The organism is Streptomyces sp. NPDC005706, from assembly GCF_040631045.1.
Lineage (GTDB): Bacteria > Actinomycetota > Actinomycetes > Streptomycetales > Streptomycetaceae > Streptomyces.
Genome location: NZ_JBEXYS010000010.1, coordinates 41,150 through 61,354, shown reverse-complemented (window position 1 = coordinate 61,354; position 20,205 = coordinate 41,150). Strand labels below are relative to the sequence as shown.

The following is a 20,205-nucleotide window of genomic DNA, read 5'->3' as shown; positions in this document are numbered from 1 at the left end:
GACGACCATGACGTCTTCGACCCCTTCGCGCCCCTCCGGCTCCCCGCGCCCCGACGGCCCCTCCCGCCGCGACCGCGCCGCGGCCCTGCCCGACGACATGCGGGAGGCACTGCGGCGGCGGCTCGCCGGCCGGGCCGGCGGCTCCGCCCCGGCCGCCCGCCCCGGCATCCCGCGCGCCGACCGGGACCGACCGCTGCCGCTGTCGTTCGCGCAAGCGCGCCTGTGGTTCCTGGACCGGCTGCGCCCCGGCGACGCCCGCTACAACAGCGCGGTCGCGGTCCGCCTCACCGGCACACCGGACCACGAGGCCCTGCGGGCGGCGCTGAGCACCGTCGTGGCCCGGCACGAGGCCCTGCGCACCACCTTCGAGGAGACCGACGGCCGCCCGGTGCAGCGCGTGCACCCGGCGGCCCCCGTCCCGCTGCCGGTCCGTGACTGCGCCGACCTGGACGCGGAGCTGCCGGCGGAGTACTCCCGGCCCTTCGACCTGCGGCACGGGCCCCTGCTGCGGGCCCTGCTGCTGCGCGAGTCCGCCACCTCGCACGTCCTGATGCTGACGGCCCATCACATCATCACGGACGGCTGGTCGATGGGCGTCGTCCTGGACGAACTGTGCACCGCCTACGACGCCCTCGCGCACGGCGCCGCACCGCAGCTGCCCCCGGTGGCCACGCAGTACCCGGACTTCGCGGTGTGGCAGCGCGACCTGCTCTCGGGCGCCCGCCTCGACGGCGAACTCGCCCACTGGAAGGGGAAGCTGACCGGGGCGGTGGCACCCGAGCTGCCCCTGGACCTGCCGCGGCGCGGCGAGGAGGCGGGCGCGGGCGCCGTCCACACCTTCGCCGTACCGGCCCGCCTGACCTCGCGCCTGCGCGACCTCGCCAGGGAGCGGCACAGCACCCTGCACACCGCGCTGGTCGCCAGCGCCCAGGCGCTGCTGGCCCGCTGGTCCGGCCAGGACGACATCACCGTCGGCTCCCTCACGCCGGGCCGCTCCCGCACCGACCTCGAACGGGCCGTCGGCTTCTTCGTCAACACCGTCGTGCTGCGCACCCCGGTGGACACCTCCGGATCCTTCCGCGACCTGCTGGCAGCGGCGGCCGACACGGTGGGCGACGCCTTCGCCCACGGCGACACGCCGTTCGAGCGGATCGTGGAGGCGGTGGGCGCGCCCCGCGAGGCCGGCCGCAACCCGCTGTTCGACGTGATGGTCCTGCTGCACCCCGACCCGCCCGCCGCCTCCGCCCCGCGCGGCCTCGCCACCACTGCGGTCACCGTGCCCCGGCAGGCGGCCACCTTCGACCTGAGCATCGAGTTCGTGCCCGACGGGGACGGCCTGACCGGCCTGCTGGAGTACCGCACCGACCTGTTCGACGCGGCCACGGCCGAGCGGATGGCCGGACAGCTGCTGCGCCTGCTGGAGGGCGCCTGCGACACCCCGGACCGCCCGCTGGGCAGCCTGCCCCTGCTGTCCGACGAGGAGACCCGGCGGGTCGTCCACGACTGGAACCCCGCCCCCCTGCCCGTCGCCGACACCACGTACCCCGCCCTGTTCGAGCGCCGCGCGGCCCGGACCCCCGCCGCCCTCGCCCTCGTCGCAGGCGGCGAGCAACTGGACTACGGCACGCTCAACGCGCGCGCCAACCGGCTCGCCCACCACCTCGTCGCACAAGGCGCGGGCCCCGAACGGCTGGTCGCGCTCCGGCTGCCGCGCACCGCCGACATGATCGTGGCGATCCTCGCCGTCTGGAAGTCCGGCGCCGGCTACCTCCCGCTGGACCCGGCCCTGCCCGAGGAACGCGTCCGGTTCCTGCTGGACGACGCCCGCCCGGCCCTGGTGCTCGACGAGGCGGCCCTGCGCGCCGTGCCCGCGACCGCCCCGGACACCGACCCCACCGACGCCGACCGGCTCGCCCCGCTGCACCCGGACCACACCGCGTACGTCATCTACACCTCCGGCTCCACCGGCCGCCCCAAGGGCGTCGCGGTGTCCCACCGTTCGGCGGTCCACCTGCTGGCCGCCCACCGGGCCGGCTTCGTCGCCGAGGCGGGCGGCGGCCCGCTGCGGGTCGCGCTCACCGCCGCCTTCTCCTTCGACACCTCCCTCGAAGGCGTCCTGCTGATGGCCGACGGCCACCCGCTGCACCTGGTCGACGAGGTCACCCGGATGGACCCGGCCGCACTGGTCGAGTACGTCGTCGCACACCGCGTCGACTTCCTCGACGTCACCCCGTCCTACCTGCGCCAACTGCTGCCCGCCGGACTGCTCACCGACCCCCGGCACCGCCCCCGGGTCCTCATGCTCGGCGGCGAGGCCGTCGGGCCCGCCCTCTGGCGCGAGCTGGCCGCCCACCCGGACGTGGCGGCCCACAACTTCTACGGCCCCACCGAGTGCACGGTCGACGCGCTGTCCTGCCGCATCGACGGCGGCGACCGCCCCCTGGTGGGCCGGCCCCTGCCCGGGGTGCGGGCGTACGTGCTGGACGACCGGCTCCAGCCGGTGCCGCCCGGCGTCGGCGGCGAGCTGTACCTCGCGGGTGCCCAGCTCGCCCGGGGCTACGCCGGCCGGCCGGGCCTGACCGCGGCCCGGTTCCTGCCCGACCCGTTCGGCGGTCCGGGGGAGCGGATGTACCGCACCGGCGACCTCGCCCGCTGGACCGCCGACGGCCGCCTCGACTACCTCGGGCGCGCCGACGACCAGGTCAAGGTGCGCGGCCACCGCATCGAGCCCGGCGAGATCGAGGCCGCGCTGCTCGCGGTGCCGGGCGTCGCCGCCGCCGCGGTCGCCGCCGTGCCCGACCCGCACGGCCACAGCCGCCTCGCCGCCTACGTCGTCCCGGCGCCCGGCGCGCCCCTGCCCGCCCCCGCCGACCTGCGGGCGGCCCTGCGCCAGGTGCTGCCCGACGCCCTGGTGCCGTCCTCGTTCACCGCACTGGACGAGCTGCCCCTGACCACCAGCGGCAAGCTGGACCGCCGCGCCCTGCCGGCCCCGGAGAACACCGCGGACGAACGGGAGTTCGTCGCCCCGCGCACCCCCGGCGAGGAGACCCTCGCCGGTATCTGGGCCGAGGTGCTCGGCGTGGCCCGGGTGGGTGTCACGGACAACTTCTTCGAGCTGGGCGGCGACTCGATCCTCAGCATCCAGGCCGTCTCCCGCGCCAGAGCCGCCGGCCTGCACATCGGATCGCAGGACGTCTTCCGGCACCAGACGGTCGCCGACCTGGCGGCCGCCGCGTCCCGGCGTACCGCCGCCGCGCCCGCGCCGCTCCGGCGCCCGCACCAGGACGGACCCGCCCCGCTCACCCCCGTCCAGGAGTGGTTCCTCGCCACGCACGGACCGCTGCGGCACTTCAGCATGTCGATGCTCCTCGACCTGCCCCGCGACCTCGACGAGCGGGCCCTGGACCGGGCCCTGGACGCCGTGGTGGCCCGTCACCCGGCCCTGCGCACCCGCTTCACCCGCACCGGCGGCACCTGGCGGCAGCACCCCGGCACCGGCCCGGCCACCGGACTCCTGACCCGCCACGACCCCGGCACCCCGCCGGCCGAGGCCGCGGAGGCCGCCCGCGCCGCCCTCGACCCGGGCACCGGCGCACTGCTGCGCGCGGCTCTGCTGACCGGCGGGGAACGCCCGCGCCTGTTCCTCACCGCCCATCACCTGGCGGTCGACAGCGTCTCCTGGCGGGTGCTGCTCGCCGACCTGGAACAGGCCTACCGGCAGGCGGCGGCGGGCGAGGACCCCCGGCCGGAACCCGAGCACACCCCGTTCGCCGACTGGGCGCACACCCTGGCGGACCGCGTCCGGGCCGGCGATCTCGACGACGACCTGGCCCACTGGGCCGGGGAAGCCGCGCTGCCGGGCGCCCCGCTCCCCGTCGACCTGCCCGGCACCCCGCTCGCCGGGTCTGTGCGCACCGTCCGCTCCCGGGTGGACCGGGAGACCACCGAGGCCCTGCTGCGCCGCGTGCCCGGCGTGTACCGCACCCAGGTCAACGACGTGCTGCTGAGCGCGCTGGGCCGGGTGCTGGCCGACTGGACGGGCGCCGACCGGGTGACCGTCGCCCTGGAGGGCCACGGCCGGGAGGAGGACCTGGCCGAGGGCGCCGATCTGTCCCGCACCGTCGGCTGGTTCACCACCCAGTACCCGGTCACCCTGACCCCGGCCGGAGCGGACGACTGGGGCGCCACCCTCAAGTCCGTCAAGGAACGGCTGCGGGCCGTGCCCCGCCGCGGCCTGGGCTACCAGGCGCTGGGCCACCTCGGCTCGCCCCGGCCCGAGGCCCGCGCCCTCGGTGAACGGCCGCTTCCGCAGGTGTGCTTCACCTACCACGGCCAGTGGGAGGCGCCCGCCGGAGGCGACTTCGCGCCGGTCGCCGACGTACCCGGCCGCGACATGGACCCCGGCGCGCCGCTGGACCACCTGCTCGACGTGTCCGCCCTGGTGGCCGACGGCGAGCTGGAGATCACCTGGCACTACAGCGACCAGGTGCACCGGGAGGGCACCGTCCGGGACCTGGCCGAGGGCATGACGCGGGCGCTCGCCGCCATCGCCGCGCACTGCGCCCGTCCCGGCGCGGGCGGCCGCACCCCCTCCGACTTCCCGCTGGCCCGCCTCGACCAGGCCGCCGTGGACCGCCTCGCCGGCGACGGCCGGGACGTCGAGGACCTGCTGCCGCTCACCCCGCTCCAGGAGGGCATGCTCTTCCACCGGCTGGTCGGCGGCCCCGACGACGTGTACGTGGACCAGGCCGCGCTGCTGCTGGACGGGGTGACCGACCCCGACGCCCTCGCCCAGGCCTGGCAGCGGGTGACCGACCGCACCCCCGCCCTGCGCACCTCGGTGGTGTGGGAGGGCGTGCCGGTGCCGCTCCAGGTCGTGCACCGCCGGACCGAGGTGCCGGTCACCCGGCTGGACTGGCGGGAACTGGACGAGACGGAGCGAGCCGAACGGCTGGCCCGGCTGCGCGCCGACGACCTCGCACGCGGCCTCGACCTCGGCACGGCACCGCTGATGCGGCTCACCCTGGTCCGGCTGTCCGACGCCCGGACCCACCTGCTGTGGACCTCCCACCACCTCATCCTGGACGGCTGGAGCCTGGCCCAGGTCCTCACCGAGGTGTTCGAGGAGTACGCGGCCCTCACCACCGGCGCCGCCTCCCGGCCCCCGGCGCGCCGGCCGTTCGGCGACTACGTGCGCTGGCTGGCCGGCCAGGACTCCGCGGCCGCGCACGCGCACTGGCGGACCGTCCTCGACGGGTTCGCCACGCCCACCCCGCTGCCCGCCGACCGCCCGCGGCGCCCGGGGCACGAGACCCGGTCCGCGGGCGTCCACACGGCCGCGCTGTCCGAGGAGGTCTCCGCCCGGCTGGCCCGCACCGCCCGGACGGCCGGCCTCACCCTCGGCACCGTGGTGCAGGGCGCCTGGGCGCTGCTGCTGTCCCGCTACAGCGCCGAGCGGGACGTCCTGTTCGGGACCACCGTCTCCGGACGCCCCGACGACCTGCCCGGCGCCGAGTCGATGGTGGGCATGTTCATCAACACACTGCCCACCCGGGTGCGCGTGGACGGCGGCCGCGGCGCCGTCGCCTGGCTCCGGGAACTCCAGGAGGAGCAGGCCGAGGCGCGGCGGTTCGCGGCGGTGTCCCTCGCCGAACTGACCTCGCTCAGCGACGTGCCCGCCGGCAGCGCGCTCTTCGACAGCATGGTGGCCTTCGAGAACTACCCCTTCGACGACGCGCGTTCGGCCGGCACCGGGATACGCCTGGCGGAGGTCTCCTCGCGGGACGCCACCAACTACCCGCTGGTGCTGCGGGCCTACCAGGGCGAGCAATTCGGCTTCGACCTCGCCTACGACCCCGAGCTGTTCGACGTCACGACCGTCCGCGACCTCGCCGGCCGGCTGTGCCTGCTGCTCACCGAGCTGGCCGACGACCCCGGCCGGCCCGTGCGCGACCTGGCCTGGACCACCGCCGGGGAACAGCGACGGATGCTGGCCGACTGGAACGGCACCGAGGAGGGCCGCCCCGACGGCACCCTGGACGCCCTCTTCGCCGCCCAGGCCGCCCGCACCCCCGACGCCGTCGCCGTCACCTGCGGCGACGAGCGGCTCGACTACGCCACCCTGGAGGCGCGGGCGGGCCGCCTCGCCCACCGGCTCGCCGAACTCGGCGCCGGACCGGAGAGGTTCGTGGCCCTCGCGCTGCCCCGTTCCACCGATCTCGTCGTGGCCGTCCTCGCCGTCCTGAGAACCGGCGCCGCCTACCTGCCCATCGACCCGAACCTGCCCGCGGAACGCGTCCGGCACCTGCTGGCCGACGCCCGACCGGTCGCACTCGTCACCACCGGGCAGGGCGCGGCCGGCCCGGACGTCCCCAGCCTGCTGCTGGACGACCCCGGCGTGCGCGCCGACCTGGCCCGCCGGCCGGCCACCGGCCCCGCCCGCCGCGCGCTGCCCGAGAGCCCCGCCTACGCCATCTACACCTCCGGCTCCACCGGCCGCCCCAAGGGCGTCGTCGTCCCGCACGCCAACGTGGTCCGCCTGTTCGGCCGCACCCGGCACTGGTTCGGCTTCGGACCCGACGATGTGTGGACCATGTTCCACTCCTACGCGTTCGACTTCTCGGTGTGGGAGCTGTGGGGCCCGCTGCTGCACGGCGGGCGGCTCGTGATCGTCCCCGAGGACGCCGCCCGCTCCCCGGAGGACTTCCTGCGCCTGCTCGCCGACGAGCGGGTCACCGTCCTCAACCAGACCCCGTCCGCGTTCTATCCGCTGATCCGCGCGGACGCCCGGCTCCGCGACGTCGGCGCCCGGCTCGCGCTGCGCACGGTGATCTTCGGCGGTGAGGCCCTCGACGTCGGCCGGCTCGACGACTGGTACGCCCGCCACCCCGACACCGCGCCGCGCCTGGTGAACATGTACGGCATCACCGAGACCACCGTGCACGTCACGTACGCCGCGCTCGACCGCTCCACCGCCCGCTCCGACATCGCGAGCCCCATCGGCACCGGCATCCCCGACCTGCGCCTCTACGTCCTCGACGACACCCTGCGGCCGGTGCCGCCGGGCGCCGTCGGGGAGCTGTTCGTGGCCGGCGAGGGGCTGGCGCGCGGCTATCTGAACCGGCCCGGCCTGACCGCGACCCGCTTCCTCGCCGACCCCTTCGGCCGGCCCGGCACCCGTATGTACCGCACCGGGGACCGGGCCCGCTGGCGGGCCGACGGCACGCTGGAGTACCTGGGCCGCGCCGACCAGCAGGTGAAGATCCGCGGCTACCGCATCGAGCCCGGCGAGATCGAGGCCGCCCTGCACAGTCATCCGGGTGTCGGCGCCGCCACCGTCGGCGTCCACGAGGACACCGCCGGGACCCGCCGGCTGGTCGCCCACATCGTCGGCACCGGCGACGGCGCCGCCCGGCCCCCGTCCGCCGCCGAACTCCGCGCCCATCTCGCGGGGCTGCTGCCCGCGCACATGGTGCCGGCCGCCTACGTGCCGATGGCGGCGCTGCCGCTCACCGTCAACGGCAAGCTCGACCGGCGCGCCCTGCCCGCGCCCGGCCCGGACGGCTTCGCCGCCGACGGCACCCGGACCCCGCCGCGCACCCACGCCGAACGGCTGGTCGCCGCCGCCTGGACGGACGTGCTGGACACGGACGAGGTCGGCGCCGACGACGACTTCTTCGCCCTCGGCGGTGACTCCATCCTGGCCGTCCGCGTCACCTCCCGGCTGCGTGCCGCCTTCGGCACGGACGTCTCGCCCCGGCTGCTGTTCACCCACTCCACGCTGTCCGGCCTCGCCGCCGCCCTGGGCGAACCCGGCGCCGGGGACACCGCCGACACCATTCCGGCCGCCGCCCCCGGCACGCCGGCGCCGCTGTCGTACGCGCAGCAACGCCTGTGGTTCCTAGACCGGTTCGAACCGGGCAGCACCGAGTACACGACCCTGTCCGTGCTCCGGCTGCGCGGGCCGCTCGACACCGCCGCCCTGCGGACCGCCCTGGACGGCCTGGTCGTCCGGCACGAGGCGCTGCGCACCACGTTCGCCGAACAGGACGGCCGGGCCCGGCAGATCGTCCACCCGCCCCGCCCCGTGGACCTGCCGGTGACGGACCTCCCGGACGGTGCCGCCCTGGGCGGCCTCCTGGACCGGGAGGCCGCCATGCCCTTCGACCTGGCCACCGGCCCCCTGCTGCGGGCCCGCCTGGCGCGGCTCGCCGCCGACGAGCACGTACTCGTCCTGGCCGTGCACCACATCGTCACCGACGGCTGGTCCACCGGCGTACTCGCCCGCGACCTGGGCGAGATGTACGCGGCGGCCCTGACGGACCGCGCCCCCGAGCTGCCCCCGATCCCCGTCCGCTACGGCGACTTCGCCGCCTGGCAGCGCTCCCGCGCCGACCGCGCCGAGGCCGAACTCGCCCACTGGCGCCGCGCCCTGGACGGCGTGACCCCGCTGGAGCTGCCCACCGACCGGCCCCGCCCGGCCGTCCGCACCCGCGACGGCGCCCTGGTGACCTTCACCCTGCCCGCCGCGCTGACCGAGCGGCTGCGCGAACGGGCACGGGAGGCCGACGCGACCCTCTACATGGCCCTGGTGGCGGCCTGCCAGACCCTGCTCGCCCGCTGGGCGGACCAGGAGGACGTCACCGTCGGCACCGTCACCGCCGGCCGCGAACGCCCCGAACTGCACGACGTGGTCGGCATGTTCGTCAACACGCTGGTGCTGCGGGCCCAGGTCCGTCCCGGCCTGTCCTTCCGCGAGCTGCTGGCCGAGGTGCGCACGACCGTCCTGGAGGCGTTCGCCCACCAGGAGGTGCCCTTCGAGCGCGTGGTGGACGCCGTCCAGCCCGAGCGGGACACCAGCCGCACCCCGCTGTTCCAGGTCATGGTCGCCCTGCACAACCTCGACGCCGAGCCGCCCCGGCTGCCCGGTCTGACGGCGGAACCGGTCACCCCGCCGGTCCGCACCGCCACCTTCGACCTCGCCTTCGACTTCGTGGCGGGCGACGACGGCCTCACCGGGCACCTGGAGTACAACACCGGCCTGTTCGACGCCGACACCGCCGCACGGCTGGCCGACCGGCTGCGCATCCTGCTGGAGGCCGCCGCCGACGACCCCGGGCGGGCAGTCGGCCGCCTGCCGCTGATGACCGGGGACGAGCGGCGCCAGGTCCTGCGCCACGGGCGGGGCCCCCGGCTGCCCGAGCCCGACACCACCTTCCCGGCCCTGTTCGAGGCCCAGGCCGCCCGCACCCCCGGGCACACCGCCCTGGCCGCCGGTGACACCACCCTGGACTTCGCCGCGCTGAACACGCGGGCCAACCGGCTCGCCCACCATCTCATCGCCCGGGGCGCCGGTCCCGAGGACGTGGTCGCCGTACGGCTCCCGCGGACCTCCGACCTGATGGTGGCGCTGCTCGCGGTCCTCAAGGCGGGCGCCACCCTGCTCTGCCTCGACCCCGGACTCCCGGACGAACGCCAGGAGTTCCTGCTCACCGACGCCCGCCCGCACACCCTGCTGACCGACCTCGCCGAGGTGCCCTGGGACCGGCTGCCCGCCCACGACCCGGCCGACGCCGACCGTGCGCGGCCCCTGCTGCCGCGGCACACCGCCTACATCGTCTACACCTCCGGCTCCACCGGCCGCCCCAAGGGCGTCGCCGTCGAACACCGCCAGCTCGTCAACCTCTGCCAGGACCACCGCGCGAACCTGCTCGCCCCGCACACCACCGGCGGACGGCGGCTGCGGGCCGCGCTCAGCGCCTCCTTCTCCTTCGACACCTCCTGGGAAGGACCGCTGCTCCTCGCCCTCGGCCACGAGGTCCACCTGATCGACGAGGACACCCGTCTGGACCCGGACGCGTTCTGCGACCGGGTCACCGCGGACCGCCTCGACCTGGTCAACGTCACCCCGTCCTTCCTGCGCGAACTCACCGCCGCCGGCCTGCTCGCCCCCGGCCGCCACCACCCGGGCCTGCTGCTCGTCGGAGGCGAGGCCGTCACCCCGGCCGACTGGCGCGAACTCCTGCGCGCCGAACGGGAACTGGGTGTCGCGGTCTACAACATGTACGGTCCCACCGAGACCACCGTCGACGCCGTCTACGGCCGCCGCGCCGACCTGCCCGACCGCCCGGTCATCGGCCGCCCCGGCGGCAACCTGCGCGCCTACGTCCTCGACGGCGCCCTGCGCCCGGTACCGCCCGGGACACCCGGCGAGCTGTACCTGGCCGGCGCCCAGGTGGCCCGCGGCTATCTGAACCGCCCCGGCCTCACCGCCGCCCGCTTCGTCCCGGACCCGTTCGGGGCGCCCGGGGAGCGGATGTACCGCACCGGCGACCGGGCCCGCTGGGACCGGGACGGACTGCTGGAGTTCCTGGGCCGGGTGGACGAGCAGGTCAAGATCCGCGGGTTCCGTATCGAGCCCGGCGAGGTGGAGGCCGCCCTTCTGGACCACCCCGACGTCGCCGACGCCGCCGTCACCGTCCGCGAACACGCCGGCCGGCTCATGCTGGTCGGCTACGTGGTGCCCGCCGCCGGCCGTGTCCTGTCCGCCGACGCCCTGCGCCTCGCACTGCGCCGCACCCTGCCCGACCACATGGTGCCCGCCGCGTTCGTCCCGCTCGACCGCGTTCCGCGGACCGCCACCGGCAAGGCCGACCGGCGCGCCCTGCCGGCCCCGCCCGCGCAGCCCGACAGCGCCACCCCGTACGTCGCCCCCCGGCCCGGCACCGAGGAGCGGCTGGCCGGGATCTGGGCGGAGGTGCTCGGCGTCGAACGCGTCGGCGCCCGCGACAACTTCTTCGCGCTCGGCGGCGACTCCATCCTGAGCATCCAGATCGTCTCCCGCGCCCGGCAGGCCGGACTCGCCCTCACCACCAAGGACGTCTTCCGCCACCAGACCGTCGCCGAACTCGCCCTGTGCGTGACCGAGTCGGCTCCGGACCAGGACACGGGCGAGGAGCCCGCCGAGGCGCCGCTCACCCCGATCCAGCACTGGTACCTGGACGGCCGCGAACCCGGCCTGCCGCTCCGGTTCACCATGACCCAGCGCCTGGAACTCGCCCCCGGCACCGACGGATCGGCGCTGCGGGCCGCAACCGACGCCCTCGTACGCCACCACGCCGCCCTGCGCACCCGGTTCCACCGCACCGCCGACGGCCTGCGTCAGGAAGTCCTGCCCCAGGCACCGGACACCGTCTTCACCCGGCACGACGTGACCGCGCTCGACGGCACGGCGCTGGAGGCCGAGGTCCAGCGGCTCACGGACGAGGCGCAGGCCGCCCTCGACCCCACCACCGGGCGGGTAGTGCGCGTGCTGTTCTTCGACCGTGGTCCGGGCCTGCCCGGACAACTGGTGATCACCGCACACCACTTGGTCATCGACGGCGTCTCCTGGCGCATCCTGCTCGCGGACCTGGAGACCGCCCACCGGGCGGCGGCGGCCGGCCGGCCCGTCGAACTGCCCGCCACCGGCACCTCGTACGGCCGCTGGGCAGCCCGGCTCGACCGGCACACCCGCTCCGGCGCGCTCGACGCCGACCTGCCGTACTGGACGCGCACCGCGGCGGCCCCGGCCGCACTGCCCGCCGGACGGCCCGGCCCGAACACCCACGGCACCGCGGACACCCTCATCGTCACCCTGGACGCGGAGACCACCGACGCCCTGCTGCGCAAAGTGCCCGGGACCTACCGCACCCAGGTCAACGACGTCCTGCTCAGCGCCCTCGGCCGCACCCTGGCCCGCTGGTGCGGACGGGACACCGTCCTGCTGGGCGTCGAGGGCCACGGCCGGGAGGAACTGTTCGCGGACGTGGACCTGTCCCGGACCGTCGGCTGGTTCACCGCCGAGTTCCCGCTCGCCCTGCGCGTCGCCCCGGACGCCGGCTGGCACGACACCCTCCGCTCGGTCAAGGAACAACTGCGCGCGGTGCCGCTGCACGGCCTGAGCCACGGCGCCCTGCGCCACCTCGTGCCCGGCAGCCCGCTCGCCGACGCCCCCGCCCCGCGGGTCGGCTTCAACTACCACGGCCAGTGGGACACGGCCGGCGCCGGCACCGGCGGCCTGCTCCGCGGCGCGCTGCCCCCGGCCGGCCGGGACACCGACCCGGACGAGACACGGCCCTACCTCCTGGACATCACCGGCGTGGTCCAGCGGGGCCGCCTCGAACTCGGCTGGACCTACCCGCCGGCCGTCTACGACCCGGCCACCGTCCGCCGGCTCGCCGACGACACACTCGCGGCCCTGCGGGAGATCGTCGAGCACTGCGCCGGAGCGGAGGCCGGCGGCCGCACCCCCTCCGACTTCCCGCTCGCCGGCCTCGGCCAGGACGAGCTGGACCGGCTCGTCGGCACCGGCCGGCACGCGGAGGACATCCTGCCGCTGACCCCGCTCCAGTCCGGCATGCTCTTCCACGGCCTCGTGGACACCGAGCACGCCTACTTCGACCGCACGGCCGTGAGGCTGTCCGGAGTCACCGACCCCCGGGCCTTCGCCGCCGCCTGGCAGCAGGTCGCCGACCGCACCCCGGCGCTGCGCACCAGCGTCCACTGGCACGGCCTGCCGCACCCGGTGCAGGTGGTCCACCGCCGCGCCGAACTCCCCGTCGCCCATCTCGACTGGCGCGCGCTCACCGCCGCCGAGCGCGCCGAGGCCACCGAGCGGCTGCTCGCCGAGGACCGCGCGGCCGGCATGGACCTCACCACAGCGCCGCTCACCCGGCTCACCCTGGCCGCGCTGCCCGGCGACGAGGTGCTGCTCGTGTGGTCCACCCACCACATCGTCCTCGACGGCTGGAGCACCGGGCAGCTCCTCACCGAAGTGTGCGAACGCTACGCGGCGCTCACCGGAGGCCCGGACCCGGCGCCCCCGGTACGGCGGCCCTTCGCGGACTTCCTGCGCTGGCTGCGCGAGCAGGACGAGACGGCGGCCGAACGGCACTGGGCCGACGCCCTCGCCGGATTCACCGCCCGCACCCCGCTGCCGTACGACCGCACGCCCGCCGAGGCCCACCGTGCCCGCTCCGCCGCCACCGTCCACCACGAGCTGGGATCCGGGGTCTCAAGGCGGCTGCGGGAGACCGCCGCCCGTGCCGGAGTGACCGTGAACACCGTGGTGGAGGGCGCCTGGGCGCTGCTGCTGGCCCGCGCCGGCGGGCGGGACGACGTGGTGTTCGGCACCGCCGTCTCCGGCCGCCCGGCGGAACTGCCCGGCGTCGAAGGCATGATCGGCATGTTCATCAACACCGTGCCGACCCGGGTCCGCATACCCGCCGGGCCGGTGCTGCCGTGGCTGCGCGACCTCCAGGAGAGGCAGAGCGACGCCCGCCGCTTCGACTTCCTCGCGCTGCCCCGCATCCGGGCCGTCGCAGAAGTCCCCGTCGGCGAGGCGCTGTTCGACAGCATGGTGGTGTTCGAGAACTACCCGGTGGACGAGTCGGCGACGGCCCGTACGGGGGTCCGGGTCGAGGAGGTGCGCGCCGACGACGCCACCACCTTCCCCTGGTGCCTGCGCGCCCACCTGGCCGAACGGCTCGGCTTCGACCTCGCCTACGACCCGGCCCTGTTCGACCCCGCCACCGCCGAGCGCGCCGCGGCCCGGCTGGCCGGACTGCTCACCGCCCTCGCCGACGGGTTCGACACCGATCTGGCCGGCCTCGACCTGCTCACCGCCGCCGACCGCGAGCTGCTGGCCGCCTGGAACACCCCCGCCCGCCGGGTCGCCCCGCGCAGCCCCGTGGACCTGTTCGCCGAGCAGGCCCGCCGCACACCGGACGCGGTCGCGGTCCAGGACGGCGAACTCCTGCTGACGTACCGGCGGCTCGACGAGTGGGCCCACGCGCTGGCGGCACGGCTGCTGGCCGGCGGGCTCGCCCCCGAGCACCGGGTGGCGCTGCTGATGGACCGCTCCGCCGAACTGGTCGTCGCCCAGCTCGCGGTGCTCCTGGCCGGCGGGGCCTACGTCCCCGTCGACACCCGCGCCCCCGAGGAGCGCAGGCGGACCCTGCTCGCCCAGGCGGGCGCGACCGTCCGGCTCACCGCCGCGGAGGTCATGGCCGCGCGCGGCGGAACCCCGGGGGAGGGGACACCGGCCGCGCCTCCCGCCGAGGCCGTACCGGCCACCGGCGTCGGCCGGGGGCCGCGCGACAGCGGGGCCGCGAGGGAGCAGACGCCGCCCGCGCACACCGCCGGATCCCTGGCGGCGCCACTGCCCGCCGCCGAGCCCGACCGGCTGGCGTACGTCATGTTCACCTCCGGATCCACCGGCCTGCCCAAGGCCGTCGCGGTGCGGCACCGTGACGTGGCGGCGCTGGCCACCGACAGCCGGTTCACCGGCGGCGCGTGCGACCGGGTGCTGCTGCACTCGGCGGTGGCCTTCGACGCCGCCACCTTCGAGGTGTGGGCGCCGCTCCTCAACGGCGGCCGCGTGATCGTGGCCCCGGGCGGCGGCGTCGACGCCACCCTGCTGCGCCGGCTGGCAGCCGACGGCGGACTGACCGCGGTCTGGCTGACCGCCGGCCTGTTCCGGCTGCTCGCCCAGGACGCCCCCGACTGCTTCCAGGGCCTCGCACAGGTCTGGACCGGCGGTGACGTCGTGCCGGCACCGGCCGTGCGCCGGGTACTGGCCGCCTGCACCGGCCTGACCGTCGTGGACGGTTACGGTCCCACCGAGACCACCACCTTCGCGACCTCATGCGCCCTCACCGACCCGGCCGCGGTCCCGGACACGGTCCCCATCGGCCGGCCGCTGGACGACATGCGGGCGCTCGTGCTCGACGCCCGGCTGCGGCCCGTACCGCCCGGCTGCCCGGGCGAGCTGTACCTGGCCGGCGAGGGCGTCGCCCGCGGCTACCTGGGCCGCCCCGGTGACACCGCCGCCCGCTTCCTCGCCGACCCGCTCGGCCCGCCCGGCGCCCGCATGTACCGCACCGGCGACCTGGCCCGGCGGCGCCCGGACGGCACCGTCGAGTTCCTCGGCCGCGCCGACGACCAGGTGAAGATCCGCGGCTTCCGGGTGGAGCCCGGCGAGGTCGAGGCCGCGCTCGCCGCCCACCCGGACGTCGTGGACGTGGCCGTCCTGGCCCGCGCAGACCGCCCGGGCGCCAAGCGGCTCGTCGCCTACGTCGTCGGACCGGCCGGCCAGGACGGCGAGGAACTGCGGGCCTTCGCCGCCCGCACCCTGCCCGACTACCTCGTACCGGCCGCCGTCGTCCCGCTCACCGCCCTCCCGCTCAGCCGGAACGGCAAGGTCGACAGAGCCGCCCTGCCCGCACCGGACGCCGTGCCGGGCCGTACCCGGGTCGAGCCGCGCACCGAGGCCGAGCGCCGCACGGCGGCCGTCTTCGGCGAGGTGCTGGGCAGTGAACCGCCCGGCGTGGAGGACGACTTCTTCCAGCTCGGCGGCGACTCGATCCTGAGCATCCGGCTCGCCTCCCGCCTCGCGGAGGCCTTCGGCACCGACCTCACGCCCCGCGCGGTGTTCACCCACCCGACGCCCGCCGCCCTGGCCCGCCTGCTCGGCGACCGGCGGCGCTCCGGCCGACCGGCGCTCGTCCCGGTGGCCCGGGACGCGGTCGCGCCGATGTCCCACGCCCAGCAACGCCTGTGGTTCCTGCACGAGTTCGACCCGAACGGCGCCGAGTACGTCACCGCGCTCGCCCTGCGGCTGCGCGGCACCCTGGACAGCGGCGCGCTCCGCGCCGCCCTCGCCGGCGTGGTGGCCCGGCACGAGTCGCTGCGCACGACCTTCGACAGCGTCGACGGGCACGGCATCCAGCGCGTCCACCCGCCGTCCGACGTGCCGCTGCCCGTGCACGACCTGTCCGGGCTCGCCGACGCGGAACGGGAACCGGCGCTGCGACGCCTGCTCGCCGAGGAGCGAGGCCGCCCCTTCGACCTGCGCGAGGGCCCGCTGCTGCGGGCCGGCCTGGTCCGGCTCACCGAGGGCGATCACGTGCTCACCCTCGCGCTGCACCACATCGTCACCGACGGCTGGTCGACCTCCGTGCTGCTCGGCGACCTCGCCCACCTCTACCGCGCCGCACTCGGCGCCGAGCGGACGGAACTGCCGCCGCTGCCGGTGCAGTACGCCGACTACGCCCACTGGCAGCGCACGACCGGTGACACCGAGGCCGGCGAGCACCTCGCCCACTGGAAGGAGCGACTCGCCGACATCGCACCGCTGGAGCTGCCCACCGACCGGCCCCGGCCGCCGGTGCGCACCAGCGCCGGCGCGACCGCCCGCCTGGTGGTGCCCGCCCCGGCCGTGCGGCGGCTCACCCGGCTCGCCCGGGATCACGGCACCACCCTGTTCACCACGCTCGTCGCCGCCGCGCAGGCCTACCTCGCCCGGCTCTCCGGCACCGAGGACATCGCCGTCGGCACCGTCACCTCCGGCCGTGACCGGCCCGAGACCCAGTCCCTCGTCGGGTTCTTCGTCAACACCCTGGTGCTGCGCTCCCGCGTCGGGGCCGAGCAACCCTTCACCGGGTTCCTCGGCGACGTACGACGGACCGTCCTCGACGCCTTCGCCCACCAGGACGTGCCGTTCGAACGGGTCGTGGACGAGGTGCAGCCCGTCCGCGACACCAGCCGCAGCCCGCTGTTCCAGGTGATGGTCGTCCTCCAGAACACCCCGGCCGCCGCCCTCGACCTGCCCGGCCTCGATGTCACCGATGTCGAGCCGGAGTCGGAGCATGCCGCGTTCGACCTCACCCTGGAGTTCGCCGAGAGCGGCTCCGGATCCCTGCACGGCCTGCTCACCTACAACACCGACCTGTTCGACGCGGCCACGGCCGAACGGATGGCCGGGCAGCTCGGCGCCCTGCTGCGCGCCGTCGCCGAGGACCCCGGCCGCGCGCTCGGCGCACTGCCGCTGACCTCGGACGACGAGGTGAAGACCCTGCTGGAGCAGGGCCGGGGAACCTTCCGCGCGGTGCCCGAGAGCACCCTGCCCGCGCTGTTCGAACGACAGGCGGCCCGTACCCCGGACGCCGTGGCGCTGATCGACGGCGACCGTGAGCTGACCTACGCGCAGACCGACCGGGCCGCCAACCGGCTGGCCCACCGGCTCGTCCGGGACGGCGTCGGACCGGAGCGCGTGGTGGCCCTCGCGCTGCCCCGTTCGGCGGCGGCCGTGGTGGCGCAGCTCGCCGTGGCCAAGGCCGGCGGCGCGTTCCTGCCGGTCGACCCCGGCTACCCGGAGCAGCGGCGGGAGTTCATGATCCGGGACGCGGGCGCCCACCTCGTCCTCGGCGACCCGGCCGAGGTGTGGTCCGCCGACGGGCCCGGGACCGCGCCCACGGACGCCGACCGCACCACCGCGCTCACCCCCGCCCACCCCGCGTACGTCATCTACACCTCCGGCTCCACCGGCACCCCCAAGGGCGTCGTCGTCACCCATCGCGGACTCGCCTCCTTCGCCGCGGCCGCCGCCGAGCGGTACGCGGCGGGTCCCGGCGACCGGGTGCTCCAGTTCGCCTCCCCGAGCTTCGACGCCTCCGTGCTGGAACTGTGCGTCTCCCTGCTCAGCGGGGCCGCGCTGGTGACGGGCGAGGAGGGGCCGCTGGTCGGGGAGCGGCTGGCGGAGGTGCTCACCGAACGACGCGTCAGCCACACGCTGATCCCGCCCGCGGCGCTGGCCACACTCCCGCCGGAAACCGCCGCCGGCCTGCCCCACCTGCGCACCCTCATCGTGGGCGCCGAGGCCTGCCCGGCCGACCTGGTCGACACCTGGGCCCCCGGCCGCCGCATGATCAACTCCTACGGCCCCACCGAGGCCACCGTCGTCGCCACCTGGACCGGGCCGCTGACGCCCGGCGCCGGCGCCCCGCCCATCGGCCGACCCTCCGGCGGCACCCGGGTCCAGGTGCTCGACGCCGCCCTGCGCCCCGTACCGCCGGGGGTGACCGGCGAGCTGTACATCGCCGGGCCCGGGCTCGCCCGCGGCTACCTGGGCCGGCCGGGACTCACCGCCCAGCGGTTCCTGCCCGATCCGTTCGGCGCGCCGGGGGAGCGGATGTACCGCACCGGGGACCTGGTCCGCTGGACCGCCGACGGCCGGCTCAGGTTCGCCGGGCGCGCCGACGACCAGGTCAAGCTGCGCGGCTTCCGCATCGAGCCCGGCGAGATCGAGGGCGCGCTGCGCCGCAGCCCCCTGGTGCGGGACGCCGTGGTCGTCGTCCGTGCGGGGGAGACGCCCGGCGCGCCGGCCCGGCTCGTCGCCTACGTCGTACCGGCACGGCCGGCCGGCACCGAGCCCGTCCCCGGCGAACCGTCCGGGGCCGAGCTCCCCGCCACCGCACCGTCCGGGACCGAGCCCTCCGCCATCGCACCGTCCGGGACCGAGGCCCCCGGCGGGGCCGCGTCCGCCCTCGCCCTGCCCGTCGGAGAACTGCGGCTTCACCTGGCCGGAGAGCTGCCCCCGCACATGGTGCCGTCCGTGTTCGTCCCCCTCGACCGGCTGCCGCTCACCCCGAACGGCAAGACCGACCGCAGGGCCCTGCCCGCGCCCGGGCCCGCCCAGGCCGCGGACGGGCCGCGGACCGCGCCGCGCACCGACACCGAACGCCGTGTCGCCCGGATCTGGGCCGATGTGCTCGGCATCGAGGAGGTGGGTGCCGACGACAACTTCTTCGCGCTCGGCGGCGACTCCATCCTGAGCATGCAGGTCGTGTCCCGGCTGCGCCGTGACGGCCTGCACGTGGCCACCCGGGACCTGTTCACGCACCAGACCGTCGCCGAACTCGCCACCGTCGTCCGCACCGCGCCCCAGCGTGCCGCCGAAGGCCCGGTGACCGGCGAGGTGCCGCTCACACCGATCCAGGAGTGGTTCCTGACCACTCCCCGCGCGGCCCACCACCACTTCAACCAGTCCGCGCTGCTGGAGCTCGACGGCACCCCCGACCCGCGGGCGCTGAGTGCCGCGCTCGACGCCCTGCTGGAACACCACGACGCCCTGCGCATGCGGTTCACCCGGCACGAGCACGGCTGGCGGCAGTTCAACCCGCCGCCCGCCGGCGGTCACGACATCCTCGCCCGGCACGACCTGTCCGGGCTGTCCGCCGAGGACGCCGACGCGGCCATGGCGAAGGCCGCCGACGAGCTGCACGCCAGTTTCGACCTGGCCCACGGCCCGCAACTGCGGGCGGCGCTGTTCACCGGGGGCCCGGACCGGCCCGCGTTCCTCCTCCTCGTCGTCCACCACCTGGTGGTGGACGCGGTCTCCTGGCGCGTCCTGCGCGACGACCTGGAGACCGCCTACCGGCAGGCGGCCCAGGGCGACCCGGTCACTCTGGGGGAGCGCGGCACCAGCTTCCGCGAGTGGTCCCGGCGCCTCGCCGCCCACGTCGCCGAGGGCGCCCTCGACCACGAACTGGCCCACTGGGAGCAGGCGGTCGCCGTCGAACCGGACGCGGCGGTCCCGGCCCCCGCGGCCGAGGCCGGACCGGCCGCCACGGTCGGCGTGGAACTCGACGAGGACGACACCACGGCCCTGCTGCGCTCGGCGCCCACCGCCTACCGCACCCGGGTGAACGACGTGCTGCTCGCCGCCCTGGCCCTGGCGCTGGCCCGCTGGACCGGACAGGACCGGGTCCGCGTGGACCTGGAGGGCCACGGCCGGGAGGACCTGCTCGACGGCGTCGACCTCTCGCGCACCGTCGGCTGGTTCACCACCGTCTACCCGGTCGCGCTCCAGGTGCCCGACCCCGGCGAGAGCGGAGCGGACCGCGACTGGCGGTCCCTGGTGAAGTCGGTGCGCCGCCAGCTGCGCGCCGTACCCGGCAACGGCATCGGCTACGGCGCCCTGCGCACCTTCGGCCCCCCGGAAGTCCGCGGCCGCCTCGGCGCCCACGCCCACAGCCAGGTGGTGTTCAACTACCTCGGCCAGTGGGACGCCCGCCCCGAGACCGACGGCGGCGGCCTGGTCCGCGCCGAACACGGCTCCTTCGGGCAGGACCACGACCCCCGGGACCCCGGCTCGCACCCGGTGGAGGTGGTGGGCGCGGTGCAGCACGGCCGGCTCGCCTTCACCTGGCACCACCGGCCCGGCGTCCACGACACCGCGACCGTGCGCCGGGTGGCCGAGGAGTTCGCCGAGGCCCTGCGCCATCTCGCCCGGCACGCCCGGGGAGGCAGGTGACGACACTCCCCGCCCGCGAGGCACCGCCCCGGCGCCCCGCCCGGCACGGCCCTCGCGCCCCACGCGCCCCG

At 76.4% G+C, this 20,205-nt stretch carries 1 protein-coding gene; it reads left to right on the top strand.

Annotation, left to right across the window (positions count from 1 at the left end; all coding sequences use genetic code 11):
- The first annotated feature begins 7 nt into the window (after positions 1 to 7).
- A complete protein-coding gene (locus ABZ478_RS18585; RefSeq protein WP_359550599.1) occupies positions 8 to 20,134 on the top strand; it encodes a non-ribosomal peptide synthase/polyketide synthase in 20,127 nt (6,708 codons plus the stop codon).
- Positions 20,135 to 20,205 lie beyond the last annotated feature (71 nt).

Coding starts and splice junctions, on each gene's coding strand:
- ABZ478_RS18585 (WP_359550599.1), top strand. CDS start 8: ATGACGTCTTCGACCCCTTCGCGCCCCTCCGGCTCCCCGCGCCCCGAC.